The organism is Enterobacter sp. BIDMC 26, assembly GCF_000534435.1.
Classification (GTDB): Bacteria; Pseudomonadota; Gammaproteobacteria; order Enterobacterales; family Enterobacteriaceae; genus Enterobacter; species Enterobacter ludwigii.
Genome location: NZ_KI973182.1, coordinates 1,851,077 through 1,867,014, shown reverse-complemented (window position 1 = coordinate 1,867,014; position 15,938 = coordinate 1,851,077). Strand labels below are relative to the sequence as shown.

General features: G+C 43.4%; 19 protein-coding genes and 11 pseudogenes. 27 read left to right on the top strand and 3 right to left on the bottom strand.

Features of this window, described 5'->3' with window-relative positions:
• Positions 1-160: 160 nt before the first annotated feature.
• The 11 genes and pseudogenes from L462_RS0123515 to L462_RS14515 all read left to right on the top strand — a co-directional run.
• Positions 161-1,112, top strand: a pseudogene (locus L462_RS0123515) (RHS repeat domain-containing protein); the annotation flags it as partial.
• A gap of 105 nt (positions 1,113-1,217) precedes the next feature.
• Positions 1,218-1,379 (top strand): hypothetical protein, encoded by a 162-nt coding sequence (locus L462_RS25325; protein ID WP_181006741.1) that lies wholly within the window; start codon positions 1,218-1,220, stop codon positions 1,377-1,379.
• Between the two features lie 157 nt (positions 1,380-1,536).
• Positions 1,537-2,028 carry a hypothetical protein gene (locus L462_RS25100; RefSeq protein ID WP_072031447.1) on the top strand — a complete coding sequence of 164 codons (492 nt, stop codon included), beginning with the start codon at positions 1,537-1,539 and terminating at the stop codon, positions 2,026-2,028.
• A 199-nt stretch (positions 2,029-2,227) separates the two neighbouring features.
• Positions 2,228-2,840 (top strand): annotated as a pseudogene (locus L462_RS25545) (RHS repeat-associated core domain-containing protein); the annotation flags it as partial.
• A 60-nt stretch (positions 2,841-2,900) separates the two neighbouring features.
• Positions 2,901-3,326, top strand: a complete 426-nt coding sequence (locus L462_RS25540; protein WP_032678365.1) for a hypothetical protein — start codon at positions 2,901-2,903, stop codon at positions 3,324-3,326.
• Positions 3,326-3,571 carry a hypothetical protein gene (locus L462_RS14510; RefSeq protein WP_032678364.1) on the top strand — a complete coding sequence of 82 codons (246 nt, stop codon included), beginning with the start codon at positions 3,326-3,328 and terminating at the stop codon, positions 3,569-3,571. The genes L462_RS25540 and L462_RS14510 overlap by 1 nt, the downstream gene beginning before the upstream one ends.
• A gap of 30 nt (positions 3,572-3,601) precedes the next feature.
• Positions 3,602-3,832, top strand: coding sequence for a TNT domain-containing protein (locus L462_RS24330; protein ID WP_072031445.1), 231 nt, complete (start codon positions 3,602-3,604; stop codon positions 3,830-3,832).
• Positions 3,833-3,837: 5 nt separating this feature from the next.
• A complete protein-coding gene (locus tag L462_RS0123505; protein WP_032678363.1) occupies positions 3,838-4,215 on the top strand; it encodes a hypothetical protein in 378 nt (125 codons plus the stop codon).
• A 49-nt stretch (positions 4,216-4,264) separates the two neighbouring features.
• Complete coding sequence (locus L462_RS25775) at positions 4,265-4,411, top strand: hypothetical protein (protein WP_335253385.1); 147 nt, start codon at positions 4,265-4,267, stop codon at positions 4,409-4,411.
• A 77-nt stretch (positions 4,412-4,488) separates the two neighbouring features.
• A pseudogene (locus L462_RS25770) lies at positions 4,489-4,566 on the top strand (hypothetical protein); the annotation flags it as partial.
• An 8-nt stretch (positions 4,567-4,574) separates the two neighbouring features.
• The gene (locus L462_RS14515; RefSeq protein WP_032678362.1) at positions 4,575-4,772 is read left to right on the top strand and encodes a bacteriocin immunity protein; all 198 of its coding nucleotides are present in this window, start codon (positions 4,575-4,577) and stop codon (positions 4,770-4,772) included.
• A 70-nt stretch (positions 4,773-4,842) separates the two neighbouring features.
• Here L462_RS14515 and L462_RS24885 read toward each other — a convergent pair.
• Positions 4,843-4,954: pseudogene (locus tag L462_RS24885) on the bottom strand (DUF933 domain-containing protein); the annotation flags it as partial.
• 12 nt (positions 4,955-4,966) lie between these two features.
• Here L462_RS24885 and L462_RS25535 point away from each other — a divergent pair.
• The 3 genes and pseudogenes from L462_RS25535 to L462_RS24325 all read left to right on the top strand — a co-directional run.
• Positions 4,967-5,756: pseudogene (locus L462_RS25535) on the top strand (RHS repeat domain-containing protein); the annotation flags it as partial.
• A gap of 452 nt (positions 5,757-6,208) precedes the next feature.
• Entirely contained in the window at positions 6,209-6,727 is a 519-nt protein-coding gene (locus L462_RS14520) for a hypothetical protein (protein ID WP_032678360.1), read from the top strand.
• Between the two features lie 411 nt (positions 6,728-7,138).
• A complete protein-coding gene (locus L462_RS24325) occupies positions 7,139-7,417 on the top strand; it encodes a YciI family protein (RefSeq protein ID WP_072031474.1) in 279 nt (92 codons plus the stop codon).
• A 13-nt stretch (positions 7,418-7,430) separates the two neighbouring features.
• On the opposite strand, the pseudogene L462_RS25765 reads toward L462_RS24325, so the two are convergent.
• Positions 7,431-7,530 (bottom strand): annotated as a pseudogene (locus L462_RS25765) (DUF933 domain-containing protein); the annotation flags it as partial.
• 269 nt (positions 7,531-7,799) lie between these two features.
• On the opposite strand from L462_RS25765, the gene L462_RS25760 reads away from it, so the two are divergent.
• The 4 genes from L462_RS25760 to L462_RS23995 all read left to right on the top strand — a co-directional run bounded on the left by L462_RS25760 (position 7,800) and on the right by L462_RS23995 (position 9,451).
• A complete protein-coding gene (locus tag L462_RS25760) occupies positions 7,800-7,979 on the top strand; it encodes a hypothetical protein (RefSeq protein WP_210864185.1) in 180 nt (59 codons plus the stop codon).
• 72 nt (positions 7,980-8,051) lie between these two features.
• Entirely contained in the window at positions 8,052-8,291 is a 240-nt protein-coding gene (locus L462_RS25755) for an RHS repeat-associated core domain-containing protein (RefSeq protein ID WP_369797547.1), read from the top strand.
• Positions 8,292-8,488: 197 nt separating this feature from the next.
• Complete coding sequence (locus tag L462_RS25525) at positions 8,489-8,620, top strand: hypothetical protein (RefSeq protein WP_255358183.1); 132 nt, start codon at positions 8,489-8,491, stop codon at positions 8,618-8,620.
• A gap of 84 nt (positions 8,621-8,704) precedes the next feature.
• On the top strand, positions 8,705-9,451 hold the full coding sequence (locus L462_RS23995; RefSeq protein WP_050595742.1) for a macro domain-containing protein: 747 nt from the start codon (positions 8,705-8,707) through the stop codon (positions 9,449-9,451).
• A 510-nt stretch (positions 9,452-9,961) separates the two neighbouring features.
• On the opposite strand, the pseudogene L462_RS25750 reads toward L462_RS23995, so the two are convergent.
• Positions 9,962-10,066: pseudogene (locus L462_RS25750) on the bottom strand (hypothetical protein); the annotation flags it as partial.
• A 111-nt stretch (positions 10,067-10,177) separates the two neighbouring features.
• On the opposite strand from L462_RS25750, the pseudogene L462_RS25700 reads away from it, so the two are divergent.
• From L462_RS25700 to L462_RS25510, 9 genes and pseudogenes are all read left to right on the top strand, one after another.
• Positions 10,178-10,620, top strand: a pseudogene (locus L462_RS25700) (RHS repeat domain-containing protein); the annotation flags it as partial.
• Between the two features lie 350 nt (positions 10,621-10,970).
• The gene (locus L462_RS14525) at positions 10,971-11,327 is read left to right on the top strand and encodes a hypothetical protein (protein WP_032678359.1); all 357 of its coding nucleotides are present in this window, start codon (positions 10,971-10,973) and stop codon (positions 11,325-11,327) included.
• A 107-nt stretch (positions 11,328-11,434) separates the two neighbouring features.
• Positions 11,435-12,241: pseudogene (locus L462_RS14530) on the top strand (RHS repeat domain-containing protein); the annotation flags it as partial.
• Between the two features lie 369 nt (positions 12,242-12,610).
• Positions 12,611-13,081 (top strand): Imm26 family immunity protein, encoded by a 471-nt coding sequence (locus L462_RS14535; protein ID WP_032678356.1) that lies wholly within the window; start codon positions 12,611-12,613, stop codon positions 13,079-13,081.
• A 204-nt stretch (positions 13,082-13,285) separates the two neighbouring features.
• A pseudogene (locus tag L462_RS25390) lies at positions 13,286-13,573 on the top strand (DUF6386 family protein); the annotation flags it as partial.
• Between the two features lie 37 nt (positions 13,574-13,610).
• A pseudogene (locus L462_RS25320) lies at positions 13,611-14,514 on the top strand (RHS repeat-associated core domain-containing protein); the annotation flags it as partial.
• Positions 14,511-14,993, top strand: a complete 483-nt coding sequence (locus L462_RS14545) for a hypothetical protein (protein WP_032678355.1) — start codon at positions 14,511-14,513, stop codon at positions 14,991-14,993. The pseudogene L462_RS25320 and the gene L462_RS14545, both read left to right, overlap by 4 nt.
• A 101-nt stretch (positions 14,994-15,094) precedes the next feature.
• Complete coding sequence (locus L462_RS0123475) at positions 15,095-15,475, top strand: hypothetical protein (protein ID WP_032678354.1); 381 nt, start codon at positions 15,095-15,097, stop codon at positions 15,473-15,475.
• Between the two features lie 16 nt (positions 15,476-15,491).
• Positions 15,492-15,692: a hypothetical protein gene (locus L462_RS25510; protein ID WP_236900308.1), complete on the top strand. Its 201-nt coding sequence runs from the start codon at positions 15,492-15,494 to the stop codon at positions 15,690-15,692.
• Positions 15,693-15,938: the final 246 nt, after the last annotated feature.

Here is a 15,938-nt window from a genome sequence, read left to right as displayed (position 1 = left end):
CACCTTAGTTGATCTTTCAATAAAAAATCAAGATATGGCGTTGGTTATTTGTAAATGCCATAAGGTAAAGAGAGTCTCAAGACACAACTGAAACTATTTAAACTTTACTCAGGAAGTTTAGTATGTCGCCATCTTTAACAGTGCAATTTTTCCATTCTGCACGCAGGGGGCGCTGACCACCCGCAACGAGTACGACCGTCTTGGTCGACTGCATCGCCGGGACGTCTTTACCGGCAATGCCCAGCGTCCGACACCACGATGCGAGTCCCGCCACTGGGATTACGACTACCGCAATAACCTGGTACGGGAAGATCGGGATGATAACCCGTTCAGCTGGTACCGCTGGCAATACGAAAGGGTCGGGCGTTTGCTTGTTCAGGACGGCACGCTACCCGGGCAGGAGCAGTGGCGCTGGGATGCTGCCGGTAAACCGCTTGAAGGTTCTGCTGAGAAGGTTACGCACAACCGCCTGACGCAGCTGAATGGTATTCGCTGGCATAATAATATCCATGCTCGCACCGTAGAGAAGGATAACGGCCAAACCCGAGGAACCGCAACAAACCGCAGACGCAGGTAAGCTTCCGCTACGATCTGCTCGGTCGCCGCATCAGCAAAATGCGACACCAGATGCTGGGCGGGGCCAACCGGTAAGCTTGTCACCACCCGGTTTGTCTGGGAAGGGTTCCGCCTGCTGCAGGAAGTGCACGGGGACGTGCCGCTGACCTGTGTCTACTGCGACCAGGACAGCTACGATCCGCTGGCGCGTATTGATGGCGTGGATGCACCGGAGATCTTCTGGTTCCACTGCCAGCCCAACGGTACGCCGGAGCGGATGACGGATAGCGAAGGGCAGGTGCGCTGGGGAGGGGTGAACAGCGCCTGGGGCAAGCTGTTGCGGGAAAGCGAGACGCAGTTATCAGGATATTCTCAGAACCTGCGTATGCGGGGCAATACCCGGATCGTGAGACAGGTCTGCACTACATTCTATTCCGGTATTACGACCCGGACTGTGAGCGGTTTACGCATCAGGACCCGATAGGGCTGGCGGGGGGATAAACCTTTACCAGTATGCGCCGAATGCGCTGGGATGGGGGGATCCGTGGGGGTTGAAACCAAGATGTGCACCGACGAAAGCAAATGACCATAATCAGGCTGCTTTCGGCAGGCAGTGGCAAGGTCATGGGGAGTACAAAGGACGCGACTTATGGTCTAACACAATGTTAAAAGAAGGTGATGTCATCTACGGTGGTGCTCCTGGACAATCTGGTTTTTATTTTGATAAGGCAACTCTCGATGCCGCTGGCGGTAGTAGACAAAAACTATGGGAGAGTTTGCAGGTACAGCCACATAGAATATTTGGATTCCGTAGCAAAATTTAGGCGTACCGTGTAAAACGAGATGCAGTTGCTGGAACGGGACAAGCATTATCATAAGATCCTGTTGTTTTTGGTCAGGGAGGAGGAACATAATTTTCCTTTCAAATTATAAAATTGTGCTTGAGCCTATTAGCAAGCCTTTTGATATCGGAATATGACTATGAATCTTGCTATAGATACAGGCGCTTTTTTCTTCAATAAAATGCTGATGCTGACACCACTTATAACCAAAAAAGAAATAATGAATAATAATAATTTAAATTGGGAGCCTTGGCCAGATAAGGGATGTGATACAGTCTCTTATAGAGCTATTTTTAACATAAAAGGAAACACGCATGGTGATATTTATTTGATAGTTAACTTTATTCAACCTAATGATGGAAATGCTATTATAGGTAGTTGGAGTTTCGCACCTTATAAATTAATCGATGGGGAGCAAAAAAATCCAGAGGGGAAAGTCACAAATAAATTAAGGGATTGGTTCAAAGAAAAAACTAATGTTGACCTCCCAATTCATGGTGCATGGGGCCATATTAATGCGGCATATGACCATTGGAATTGTTCAGGTGCAATTTATTGTAATTATCGTTCTGGTTTCAGAGATGAAAAATCCTGGAGGGATTATTGCAAATGGAATAATATAAAATCATGAATTGAATGCGTATTGGTGTAAAAAACCTCGCAGTTATTTAATGATGGGGTGTCGAAAATAAAGCTTGCGACTGTTGAAATCATACCTTTTGAGGCCAGTGTGAAGACAGAACTCCTGGAAAATGTGTTTTACCCCTAAGAAAATCAAACGTTAAACAAGAGTTCATCATATCGCCATCTTTAACGATGTAATCTTTTCCTTACGCAGCATCTTGCCTGCTTCTTCGCGCCTTGTTCACCCTGCTCTCAATAAGCTGTCGGTCTCAGATTTTAGCCGCGACGAACTTCACCGTGAGACCAGCCGCACCCAGGGGATGCTGACCACCCGCAGCGAATATGACCGCCTTGACCGACTGCATTGCCGGAACGTCTTTACCGGCAATGCCAATGTCCGGCACCGCGATGCGGGTCCCGCCGCTGGGATTACGACTACCGCAATAACCTGGTGTGGGAAGAGCGTGACGACAACCCGTTCAGCTGGTACCGCTGGCAGTATGACAGCGCCGGGCGTTTGCTTGTTCAGGACGACACGCTGCCTGGCCAGGAGCAGATGCGCTGGGAAGGGGCGAATAGTGCCTGGGAAAAACTGCTGCAGGGAAGCGGGACGCAGCTATCAGGATATTCTCAGAACTTGCGTATGCAGGGGCAATACCTGGACCGTGAGATAGGACTGACAACAATCTGTTTCGGTATTATGACCCGGACTGCGGTAGGTTTACGCAGCAGGACCCGATAGGGCTGGCGGGGGGGATAAACCTTTACCAGTATGCGCCGAATGCGCTGGGATGGGTGGATCTGTGGGGGTTGAGTCGTGAGTGTAGCGGTAAAACAAAACCTGATTTCTATGTTGGGCCTGCTGGTCCAGGCGCTACAATGCCTTCAACTGCTTATCGTTATGTCCGATATTTGAATGACGATGGCAGTTTAGATAAATGGGTTCCTGGTCTTCTCGAAACTAAAAAAGTGCCTGTAACGTATTTTGGATTCGAAAAATTTTATACGGGTAAAGCGGCTCGTGATGCGTATCAGATAAAAGGTCCTGATAAAGTTGATCCGACTTTACCAGCGGATGTTTCTTGGAGTGATGCAAGAATTAGAGGAACATTTGATACATTGCAACTTTATGAAAATGGTACTCCTCAAGTGAGGCATCCAAGAATGTTTGGGGATGAAGTTGGTGCACCATTAGAACAATTTACAAATGCTTATCCGCAGTATGGGAAAGGGGGCGTAGAACAAATGCACGCAGAAAAACGGGAAATTACTTTCGACAAAATTGATATTTTTCCGGAGGAATAATGAATTACGATTCTTACAATGAGGTGCTCGACTATCTCAAGGAGTTTTTTAAGTCAAGAGTAGAGTCCGCACGTTATTTAGAAAAGCTAATAACTTTGATTGAAGCTTCTCGCTCTGAAAAAACTGTGACAATAAGAGGTATTTATGAAACGTACATGCAGTATGTAAAAGAAAATAGAGAAAATATAAAAGTCATCGCTGGAGAAAAAGAAATGTGGATTAATTTATTGAACCATTGGCAATAAGGTTTTATTGTCACAAAGATTCCATTGTAAATGGTTCTTACAAACCAGCGTGAATATCCTGCTGGAGCATCTTTCGAAAGCCGAGCCTTGCCTTTGGATACGCTAGATAAACCATATAAAACCTACGAAGTGGTTGCTCCAGTACATGCATATGCAGGACCCGCGATACCTTGGTTTGAACAACCAGGAGGGGGTGCTCAATATGCACTATCTAAATCAATAAAACAACTATTGGCTGATAAAAAAATTAGAGAGAAATAAATTTTATGACTCTGGGAAGTTATAATTTTAAACCCAAGAGAACAATATATGATGGAAAGGATGATGATTTTAATGATTATTCAGAAAAAATATCCATACCAAAGTTAGATTGTGAGATTGTTTTCAAAAACGAAGATGCCAAACCTCTTTGGGGTATACATGATGATTTAAAAAAACAAATCTTGAAAAATATCTCTGGGATAAAGGTTAAAACATATAGCGATGATCTAAGTCCCTCCTATAAATATAACGATTTAGATATTTGTGTTTATTCCAGTTTGTTTGCAGGCAATATTTTTCATATAGTATTAGCTGAGGGTGAAAGTCAGGCTGCTAGATATAAAATCATATTATTAGGGTTTGTATTAACTGACTGCAATTAACGCTATTTCAGCGAAATAGCATGGTGATGCAAGTTTATTCCCATCTTCTATTGTCGATAAATTACGAGGCCGGGAAGTAAAATCCTTTGATGATTTTGGCGAGAACTTCTGTATAGGAGGATGTTTCGATTCGCATCTTTCAAAGCAATGTTGTTCATCAAATGTTACCAGAATGCGGGGCGGAAAGCTCCAATAGCGCATGCTATGCAATGGAACGTGAAAAATAGATAATTTGTACTACACCATAGAACCCCTGCCCAACATGGAGGCGGTGTATATGATGTTGATAATCTAGTAATTATTACGCCAAGATATCACCTTGACAAACTAGACCGTGCTTATCATTTTTAAGGAGTAATATGCAAAGACAAGAGCTTATTGACCTGATAAAAAAAATCCAACGTAGTGAAGGTACAGAAGAGGAAGCTGATAACAACATTGACCTACTTTGCAGAAGTGTCGCAGACCCTCAGGCAGCCAATTACATTTATTATGAAGAACTTAGCGCAGAAGAAATTGCTGATAAAATTATAAACTACAAACCAATCCAACTATAAATATTATTCTGGTGGCGCAATGAGCCTCCCATATGAAAAAAATCCATGCCAAAACGTGGATTTTTTCCATTCAAAACAGATCAAACGTTAACAAGATGTTCACCACGTCGCCATCTTTAACGATGTAATCTTTACCTTCAACAGGCATTCGGGCTTCCTCCTTACGCACCTTGCTGACCCTTACCCTCAATATTTTGCTTGTTCAGGACGGCACGCTGCCCGGACAGGAGCAGTGGCGCTGGGATGCTGCCGGTAACCCGCTGGAAGGATCTGCTGAGAAGGTCACGCACAACCGCCTGACGCAGCTGAACGGCATTCGCTGGCGCTATGATATCCACGGCCGCACTGTGGAGAAGGATAACGGCCAGACCCGCTGGCACTACCGCTACGACGGTGAAGATCGCCTGACGGAAGTCATCAGCCAGCCGCGGGACCGCAACAAACCGCAGACGCAGGTCAGCTTCCGCTACGATCCGCTACGATCCGCTCGGTCGCCGCATCAGCAAAACGCGACGCCAGATGATGGGCGGACAGCCAACCGGCAAGCTGATCACCATCCGGTTTGTCTGGGAAGGGTTCCACCTGCTGCAGGAGGTGCACGGGGACGTGCCGCTGACCTGTGTCTACAGCGGTCAGGACAGCTACGACCCGCTGGCGCGCATTGACGGCGTGGAAGCGCGGGAGACCTTCTGGTTCCACTGTCAGCCGAACGGCACGCCGGAGCGGATGACGGATATTGAAGGGCAGGTGCGCTGGGAAGGGGTGAAGAGCGCCTGGGGCAAGCTGCTGCGGGAAAGTGAAACGCAGGTATCAGGATATTCCCAGAACCTGCGGATGCAGGGGCAATACCTGGATCGTGAGACAGGGCTGCACTACAATCTGTTCCGGTATTACGGCCCGGGCTGCGGACGGTTTACGCAGCAGGATCTGATAGGGCTATATGGCGGGTTAAATCTTTACAGCTATGCTCCTAATCCATTAGGTTGAATAGATCCGCTGGGTCTATGCAAGAGAGGGGATCCCAATGCAACTGAGTCTATATTTAGGGTTCAAGGGGGAATTCCACCAAATGCAAGTCGGGTCAGAATCAAATTAGATTCTGCTAATAACCAAAAAATTCAGCGTGGACCCTTAAATAGTGGAACCTTAAATATCAGTATTGGAGGTAGCTCGCATGCTCAGCATTTCCTTGATATTAGAGGTGGTAATGCAGAAATTGTTTCCTTTCAACTTCCTAAGTGGATGGCGGATTTCATAAAAGAAAGTGCAATACCTCAGGCCGGTTATCGTACTAATCCGTTAAATCAAGGTGGGTTAGCTCCTAAGCGTGTCGATCCGACAACGCCAGCTAGAACGTATGAATTACCATCAATATGGGCAGAATGGCTTGAAGAAGTAGCGATTCCAGGCTCGGGGAATGTAAAATAGGTTACTATATGAATGTTAATAAAGATGATGAACTCCTTGTAATAGTAAAGAACGAAGGAAGATTTTATTGGTTCGTTGCCTTTAAAGAAATGTGGGTTTTGGACAGAGTTAAATGGGTAGACGATTTTGTGAAAAACGGGGTGGAAATTAACTTACAGGATATCCATAAAGAAAGATATGACATACCAGTAGTAAATGAAGAAAACGTACGGATATTCATTGATAACTTAATTAAAGAGGGTTATTTATACGATAAGGATGATATGGCTGTGGCGTTTTACAATAGGCTTTCAGAAAAAACAACCTGGTGGGATATATATGATCTAATGCCAGATTTATTTATAGACTTTGATAGTAAACGACTATATTCTGAATATGTTGAGAATATGCATTACCACAAATATGTTCCTGATGGATGGTTAGGTGAACTTGTTGATTTCTGCAGTGATGGAACGTTACCTCAAGATGAAATATTCTGGATAAAAAATGAAACAGATTATAGAAGCATTGTGATCGTTAAACGGTAAAAATATACTTTCGGCATATCATTACTAGACTATGCAATGTTAGATTCAATACGTTAATTAGTCTTTGTATTAAATGAACAAAAGCCGTTACCAGCCGTTTTGACAAACTTCAATGCACTGTATGACAAAGTATATTTGTCTGCACCTCCCCAAGGGACTCTTTTATTGCTTAACATTCACTCTTCCAAGGGAAGTCGACATTGTCTGTAGCTATGCGGTAAAAAAAATGGCTGGAATGATTGGTTATTTCATATGATGCATAACATATTTTCCCAATCCGGACCCGCGTATTAAGATTAAAATACACATAAACGTTATAACAATACTGGGTGGCAACAGAGGATCCGCATAAACAGTTCCAACAATCGGCGTAAAAACCTAACTGAGAGGCAAAGGATGAGCACGGTTTAAATAGTTATTTTAACCTATATAAAACCACTCGAAGAGATTGACGCAGCGATACATGCTCATGTTGAGTGGCTAAAAAAGGGGTATTCAGAGGGGATTTTCCTGACGTCCGGTAGACGGATCCCAAGAAACGGTGGTGTCATTCTCGCTAAGTGTGAGAGTCTTGCCTCTCTTGAAGAGCGCTTACGCAAGGATCCTTTTCAGAGGTTAAAACTTGCGACTGCCGAAATCATTCCTTTTGAACCCAGTATGAAGACAGAACTCCTGGAAAATGTGTTTTGACCCCGTAAGGAAATCAAACGTTAAACAAGAGTTCATCACATCGCCATCTTTAACGATGTAATCTTTGCCTTCCGCACGCATCTTGCCTGCTTCTTCGCGCCTTGTTCACCCTGCTCTCAATAAGCTGTCGGTTTCAGATTTTAGCCGCGACGAACTTCACCGTGAGACCAGCCGCACCCAGGGGCTGCTGACTACCCGCAGCGAGTACGACCGTCTTGGTCAACTGCATCGCCGGAACGTCTTTACCGGCAATGCCCAGCGTCCGGCACCGCGATGCGGGTATCGCCGCTGGGATTATGACTACCGTAATAACCTGATACGGGAATAGCGGGACGATAACCCGTTCAGCTGGTACCGCTGGCAATACGACAGCGCCGGACGCTTGCTTGTTCAGGACGGCACGTTGCCCGGACAGGAGCAGTGGCGCTGGGATGCTGCCGGTAACCCGCTGGAAGGTTCTGCTGAGAAGGTCACGCACAACCGCCTGACGCAGGTCAGCTTCCGCTACGATCCACTCGGTCGCCGCATCAGCAAAACGCGACGCCAAATGCTGGGCGAATAGCCAACCGGCAAGCCGGTCACTACCCGGTGCGTCTGGGAGGGGGTCCGCCTGCTGCAGGAGGTGAACGGGGACGTGCCGCTGACCTGTGTCTACATCGATGGGCAGGTGCGCTGGGAAGGGGTGAACAGCGCCTGGGGCAAGCTGCTGCGGGAAAGCGAGACGCAGGTATCAGGATATTCTCAGAACCTCCGGATGCAGGGGCAATACCTGGATCGTGAGACAGGGCTGCACTACAATCTGTTCCGGTATTACGACCCGGACTGCGGGCGGTTTACGCAGCAGGACCCGATAGGGCTGGCGGGGGGGGGATAAACCTTTACCCGTAGGCGCCGAATGCGATTGGGTGGGGTTGACTTCTTAGGCATTGATTCATGATACAGCCGAAGAAGAGATGAAAGATATCACGAAGAATGGTGTAATAAGACCTTCAACAGGGGATATACTTGTCCGCTTCGAGGATGGACAATACTTCATTAATATCATACCTGAAATGATTGGCGGACGAACACTTGAAAGATATTGATGGAATTGTGAAAATGTCACTAGGCCAATTAGAAGCTGATAGATATGGTAATGCAAGAAAATTAAAAGGAATAAGCCATTTTGCCGAAATAGCTGTTATTGGCTTAGATGGTAATTGAATCACGAGAAAATACACCTTTGATCTTGTATATAAAAGATTTTGATGATTCTAAAAGAATTGTTAAAAGAGGGAGGGATTGTAGTTGGAGAAAAAATATTTTAAAGGAAATGTTGATTTTATCTCTGGGCAAGGGTGCATTCTTAGTGAATTTATAGGAGATGTCGCGACACGTCAAATAAATATTGTTGATGGTGAGTATTATGCTTCTTCCTCTTTGTTAGATAAAAACGAACAAGTAGGTTTCCTGCTTTATGATGGTAAGAAAAGCGACTTAGACTTAAGTGACTCTGAAGAGATTTCAAATGAAGAATTTGAAAGTGTTTGGATGGATTCACTCGATTCATTTAAAGAAAAAAAACGAATAAAGTATTTATCCGGAGATGCTGTAAAGTGTTTGAACAAATCCACAATCATTGCTCACATTGTAAATAACAAAGGCAAATGGGGGAAGGGATTTGTTTTGTCTCTTTCGAAAAAATATCCTGCTTCGAAGAAAAACTATCACAACAATTTTAAAGATAATGGCGTTCCAGAATTAGGTACGGTAGATTTTGTTATGGTTGATGATCAAAAAAGGATATTTGTTGCTAATATGTTTGCACAGGATGGGATCAAGAAAAATAACAATGATGATAATCAATATGTATGCTATGAATTCTTAGATGTTTGTCTCGCAAAATTGTCTGACTTTGCGTTGGTGAATCGTCTTTCAGTACAAATGCCAAGAATAGGATCTGGCCTTGGTGGTGGTGATTGGAGTATTATAGAGTCATTAATATTAAAAAATATTTGTTATAAGATGATTGATTGTACTGTATTGACTTTATAATTTTAAGTTAAATTTAGATACGGTTTTTTAGTAAGGCTTAATTGCAGTTCTAAAATAAATGCATTATTGACATAGGCAAGGACTTTAGTATGCAAATATCTATAATAAATACTATTGAAAAGGAAACGAGTTACACGATAACAAGAACTACATCGAGGCTTTGAGCAATAACAACAAGTCCAGAAAGCGCTATCTTAGCTGAAGGGTACATTGGAACTTGCCAACTGGATATTTGTATGCTTGTACAGCCCTTACTTCGATCTCACGGAGTATGATAAGGCGAAGAAATGGGGTGAGACCACATTACGCACACGTCGAACGAATATAGGTACTGCGCCATTTATCGACCTCGGTACGGTCCGTTACGAGTGGAATTATTCGAGGAAGCGAATAAATATTTTAACGATGCTATGTTTATGGAAAACAGCGTGCTTTTCAGGATCGGCCTAAAAATACCTTAAGTTCTCTATGCGCAAGAGGGTATAAGATAGTTAATTTATAGAATTTACAATTTAAACAATAGGTTAACACTATGCCATCTTTAACGATGTAGTCTTTCCCTTCCGCACGAACCTCGTCTGCTTCTTTTGCACCTTGCTCTCGATTAGCGGTTAGTATACTCACGACGTACTCCACCGTGAGACCAGCCTTACGCAGGGCTGCTGACCATCCGTAGCGAGTAAGATTGGCTGACACAGCTGAATGGTATTCGCTGGCGTAAAGCTAACCGGTAATCCCGTCACCACCCCGTTTGCTTGAGAGGGGTTCCGCCTGCTGCAGGAAGTGCGGGGAATGTGCCGTTGACCTATGTCTACAGCGATCAGGAGAGCTACGATCCGCTGGCGCGTATTGATGGCGTTGCTGACCTGAGATTTCCTGGTTCTACTGCCATCCTAACGGCATGCCGGAGCGAATGATGGATAGTGAAGGGCAGGTGCGCTGGAGAGGGGTATACAACGCCTGGTGCAAGTTGCTGCGAAAAGGCGAGACGCAGATATCATGTTATTCCCAGGATCTGAGTATGCAGGGGCAATACCTGTAACGTGAGACTGGACTGCACTACAATCTGTTCCGTTATTACGACCCGGGCTGCGGGCGGTTTACTCAGTCGGACCCGATAGGGCTGGCGGGGGGGAAAACTTTACCAGTATGCACCGATGTGGGTAGGTCATTATAGATTAAGTGTTTATGAAATTGGAAGCTATCCTTATTTGAGAGATATAGTTAATGATGGCCACACTGGACTTGATGCTCATTGTTGGATGCAAAATTATTTTGAAAAAAATATTTTTGAAGTTTATAATCTTAAACGCTGAAGAAACATATCGGCATTAATAAAAGTTTGGGGAGAGGTGTAGTTTGCATGGATTCTATAAAAAACAATTAACAACTAATTATCTGTAGGCAATTAACAACACTTTTCCGCATTGTTAATTTCTACTAATTCACTAACAAATGCTAGTCTCATTGCAATGACATTTGTTTTTAATATGGCTTGTTCTTATATCGGTAAACACATATGGTAAAGCAGGATTTAATCGATCAGTTGGATAAAATTGAACAACTAGTGCACAAATCTTTACCTGCTGAATATAAACGATTTATGGTTGAGAATGTTAGAGACACTGACTCTTATGAGATTAAAAGATCGAATGGTGAACATTTATATGTATTCAATTGTTTCGATTTACTTGAAAGAAATATTACATACACAATTCAAGAGGTTGAACCTGAATTTTTATTGATTGGTCAAGATGGCGATCTAGGATATTTTCTTAATTTGTGTAGAGGTACTGATGAGGTTTATTCTTTAGAACTTGGTGCGTTAGGAAGCTTGGATATGATTAAAGAAAGTAATACTATATTTATGTTATAAGAGTTTCTGATTCATTTATGGACTACTAGTTTAATATAAATAAAAATCAATGCCAAAGCGTGCATTTCTTTTGCTCAAAACAAATTAAACGTTAAATAAGAAGTTCAGCAATTCACCATCTGAACGATATAATCCTACCCTTCGGCAAGAATCTTGTCTGCTTCTTTTGCGCCTTGCTCTCGATTAGCGGTGAGTATACTCGCGACGTACTCCACCGTGAGATCAGCCGTACGCAAGGCTTCTGACCACCCGCAGCGAGTACGATCGCATGGGCCAACTGTATAGTCGGGACGTCTTTGTCGGCAATGCCCGTCGCCAGCGCCGCTGTCATGCAGCAGATAACCCGCTCGAAGATTCTGCTAAGTAGTAGGTCGTTAATAATTGTAAGACGCAACTGAATGGCATTCGCTGGCGTAAACGCGATATCAGATGCTGGATGGCAACTGGCATGCTAGTCACTTCCCGGTTTGCCTGGGAAGGGTTCCCCCTGCTGCAGGTGGTGCATGGGGATGTGCGGCTCACCTATGTCTATTGCGATCAGGACAGCAACGATCCGCTGGTACGAATTGACGGCGTAGATACCCCGGAGATCTTCTGGTTCCATTGCCAGCCTAACGGCATGCCCGTGCGGACGTCGGATAGCGAAGTGCAGGTGCGCTGGGAAGGAGGGAACAGCGCGTGGGGAAAGCAGTTGCGGGAAGCTGAGACGCAGGTATCACGATTTTCTCAGAACCTGCACATGCAGGGGCAATACCTGGACTGTGAGACCGGGCTGCATACAATCTGTTCCGGTATTACGATCCGGACAGCGGGCGGTTTACGCAGCAGGGGCCGATAGGGCTGGTGGGGCGATAAACCTTTACTCCTATGCGCCGAATGCGCTGGGGTGGGTGGATCCTGTTGGTTTAACCGTTTGCAAAAACGGATGCCCTAAACGATCAATGAGAAGCATGTCTTTTGCTGAGTGGATTAAAAGAAAAAAGTGGAAATAATACCCATGTGTATTTAAGATATAAAGATGTCAGACCTATCTATGTAGGGATCACTAAGGATGTAGATATCCGTGCTGTACAGCTTGGTGACTTGGTGAAATGTTCGACAAAATAGTTAGAATTACTGAAGAACTGTTAAATTGCGGTCATGCGTGGATCAGAGAACCAGAAATTATTCACAATAATCCCCACTTTTAAAATTCTATCAATAGCATAAGTCCGACAAGAAAGTTATACTCGGATGCTATTATGTGTGGCGGAAATTGGCTTAAATAATAGGGTTAATGGAAAATGGCCGATAGACTTACTATAGTGCCAGCAAAAGAAAATCAAAAAAAATGGCCTAAAGAAGGCGATGTTTTTTACTTTCAGTTAAATGATGGTCGGTTAGGCTATGGCATGGTCTCTTTGGGTAAAATAGATGTCGGCCCGTTCAAGAATGCCATAGTTATATATATATATAACTATTTTACATCTTCGCTTCAAGAAGATGCTGTATTGCCAAAAGATAATTTGCTGCTGTCGCCAATTATTACTGATAATTCATGTTGGAAAAACGGTTATTTCGTAACGTTTAAAACTATCGACATGCGCGAAGTGGATGTCTTACCTCAACATTATTTTAAAAACCCTGTTAGAAATAAAATATATGATCATTATGGCGTGGCAGTAGACTCGCCGATTGAGAATATACTAATAGGTGAGGAGTCGATTCAATTTTATAAAAGCGTTGTAAAATCTATAGAAAGTATAATTAACTAATATGCAGGTCGGTGAGTAGCTTGTGTTTTTCGGTCTTTTATTTTTACCGCAGCATGTTATGATGATTAGCTTATAAAAAACATATTGTTAGATTTTTGAGTGCCAGATGGGCTTATACCTATTTTTAACCTAATCCCTTCATTTATTACTTGATAATTTATAACTATAGAAACCGATACTGCCGTATTAGTTATTTATGATTTGATGCTATTAAAGCATAGAATTAATGAGGATGTAGATTGGTGCAGTCTACCAAAAGATGAAGAAATAAAAATGCAATATGTTATCTCCAATCTTGGTGGTGACGGAACCTATAATGTCAATATTAGATACGATGTTGGTGAGTATACAGTTGCATAATTCTTAAGCGTATCTTCTGGGAAAGTTTTCATCGGGGCGGGGGAGAATGTTACGGGCGGCGCCCTTGATCCTGATGACTCCGAAGCTATGTCAGATGAGTTTATTACTTTAGAAGCTGGTAATTATGAAGTTAAATATACAAAACAAGGTGCGGATGTTCTCATTTCCTTTACACCAGATGCTGGGCGGACAGCCAACCGGCAAGCCGGTCACCACCCGGTTTGTCTGGGAAGGGTTCCGTCTGCTGCAGGAGGTGCACGGGGATGTGCCGCTGACCTGTGTCTACAGCGATCAGGACAGTTACGATCCGCTGGCGCGTGTCGATGGCGTTGATTCCCCGGAGATTTTCTGGTTCCACTGCCAGCCCAACGGCACGCCGGAGCGGATGACGGATATCGAAGGGCAGGTGCGCTGGGAAGGGGTGAACAGCGCCTGGGGCAAGCTGCTGCGGGAAAGCGAGACGCAGGTATCAGGATATTCTCAGAACCTGCGCATGCAGGGGCAATACCTGGATCGTGAGACAGGGCTGCACTACAATCTGTTCCGGTATTATGACCCGGACAGCGGAAGATTTACGCAGCAGGACCCGATAGGGCTGGCGGGGGGGGATAAACCTTTACCAGTATGCGCCTAATGCGCTGGGATGGGTGGATCCGTGGGGGTTGAGTCGTAAATGTAAGGATCCATCTAAAGAAGCAACGAAGTGGCAAGGCCCTGGAAATGATGATTATCCCGGTGTTGATGTTTATAAGAATAGGAAGCTGAAAAAAGGTACAATTCTTTATGCTCTTTACCCGAATGGGAATCAACAACCCTCATATACTGTGACATTCCCAACAGTCAATCAATATAGAGGCGATCCTTTGGGTTATCATCAAGCGTTACAGGTAAAATTAGATCCTCGATGGCCTGTACGTACGAAATTAAGGGCTTTCTATGTAAGCGAAGACATAGATGTTGCTTACGGTAGAGCTGCAGCCAATAAGTTGTATGGAGATGGGGGAGGACTTCAGTTCTTTATCCCAGAGGAATCGAGACATCTTTTAACCCCAGGAAAGATTATAGATATATGATAAACTTAAATTTTAATGCGAAAACGGGAAAGCTAATTTTCGATGGTCTAACTTTAGAGATTGATACTGAAGAAGGATTTTGCAACAGTAAACTTTATCACAAACTAAATACGTTTAATGCTGTAAAGAAATACATGCCTTATCAATATCTTATTGATCCGGTGTTTTTTTGCGATAAAGAATTTGAAATTAACATACGGCCAATATGTTTTGGTTTTCCTTTTATGGTTCATCTTGTCGATAAAGATAGTGAATATTATAAATCCCTAAAGGACTGGGATACGAGAACTAATATTAACATGCTAAATAACTCAGTGAAAAGCTTGTCTGATTGGCTAAGCCTTTCTCTGAATTTAGGGGTTCCTGATATTACGAAAACAGAAATGATTAGATGGGATTATGAATGGGGCCGAATTTCTGTGTCGTATGAGACAAAGTCATTCAACCATGGTATATATATAGTTTGGAATTCAATATAATCAATAATCAAGGCTTGCCTAAATTAAGTTATTGACTAATAACATCATCCATTTACTTTTAATCTTACTTGTTATTATTGGAGATAAAAGTTATAGAGGAAATGAAAATAACTAATCGACTTAAAAAGAAGTTATTAGTCCTCGATGGCATTGACAATGATTTCATAGAGTATGGAAAGGAAATATCATGCCCTGAATGTGACGGGGTAATAGTCTACTCTATCGTAAACTCATATGAGTTTGACACGCTTACTGAAGAGGTAAAAAGCTTTTTGGTTAAGAAAATGAGAGGTGTGAAGCTTGTTAGTGAACATAAGAGATATAGCTACGACGATAGCCAATTAGATGTTTCGAAAAATACATGTTCAAAGTGTTTGAAAGATTTTTCTAGTGTATTAACGTATAAAGAAGTGCAACCAGCACGATACCGGGTATATCTTGTGGGGCTTTTTGAAGGTGATTTGAAAAAGATCAAACTTTAAAAGTTGAGGTTTACCAATGATTGAAAATCTCATTTATTTTAAAGAAAATAACCTGCTTCATTGGGCTAGTGGTGAAAGTAACAGAGTGGTTAGTATGCCATTTTTAGACCATGCAATGGTCGACTCAACACGCCAGTTAGTCTTTGCGTTAAGCGAGTCTAAGCCATTACCAACCGTTTTGACCATCTTCGATACTCAGGGCGAAAAATTATTTTGATCTGCACCTCCTGAAGGTGCGACTTTCTATTACTTAACATTCAATCTGTCAAAGGAAGTGGTCGTTTTCTGTAGCTATCCAGCAAAACAAAATGGTTGGCATGATTGGTTTTATTCCTGGGATATGAAGCGTAACGCGTTGTCTCAATCGGGCCCTGCATATTAAGATCAAAAGCGCTAAAAAAAATGATAACTATAACCGGTGGCAAAACAGGGACTGTATCAGCAGTTCCAACAAGCGATTTAA

Excerpts from the sequence above, each read along its gene's own strand:
- L462_RS25325 (WP_181006741.1), top strand. The coding sequence starts at position 1,218 with ATGTTAAAAGAAGGTGATGTCATCTACGGTGGTGCTCCTGGACAATCT.
- L462_RS25100 (WP_072031447.1), top strand. The coding sequence starts at position 1,537 with ATGAATCTTGCTATAGATACAGGCGCTTTTTTCTTCAATAAAATGCTG.
- L462_RS25540 (WP_032678365.1), top strand. The coding sequence starts at position 2,901 with ATGCCTTCAACTGCTTATCGTTATGTCCGATATTTGAATGACGATGGC.
- L462_RS14510 (WP_032678364.1), top strand. The coding sequence starts at position 3,326 with ATGAATTACGATTCTTACAATGAGGTGCTCGACTATCTCAAGGAGTTT.
- L462_RS24330 (WP_072031445.1), top strand. The coding sequence starts at position 3,602 with ATGGTTCTTACAAACCAGCGTGAATATCCTGCTGGAGCATCTTTCGAA.
- L462_RS0123505 (WP_032678363.1), top strand. The coding sequence starts at position 3,838 with ATGACTCTGGGAAGTTATAATTTTAAACCCAAGAGAACAATATATGAT.
- L462_RS14515 (WP_032678362.1), top strand. The coding sequence starts at position 4,575 with ATGCAAAGACAAGAGCTTATTGACCTGATAAAAAAAATCCAACGTAGT.
- L462_RS14520 (WP_032678360.1), top strand. The coding sequence starts at position 6,209 with ATGAATGTTAATAAAGATGATGAACTCCTTGTAATAGTAAAGAACGAA.
- L462_RS14525 (WP_032678359.1), top strand. The coding sequence starts at position 10,971 with ATGGTAAAGCAGGATTTAATCGATCAGTTGGATAAAATTGAACAACTA.
- L462_RS14535 (WP_032678356.1), top strand. The coding sequence starts at position 12,611 with ATGGCCGATAGACTTACTATAGTGCCAGCAAAAGAAAATCAAAAAAAA.
- L462_RS14545 (WP_032678355.1), top strand. The coding sequence starts at position 14,511 with ATGATAAACTTAAATTTTAATGCGAAAACGGGAAAGCTAATTTTCGAT.
- L462_RS0123475 (WP_032678354.1), top strand. The coding sequence starts at position 15,095 with ATGAAAATAACTAATCGACTTAAAAAGAAGTTATTAGTCCTCGATGGC.
- L462_RS25510 (WP_236900308.1), top strand. The coding sequence starts at position 15,492 with ATGATTGAAAATCTCATTTATTTTAAAGAAAATAACCTGCTTCATTGG.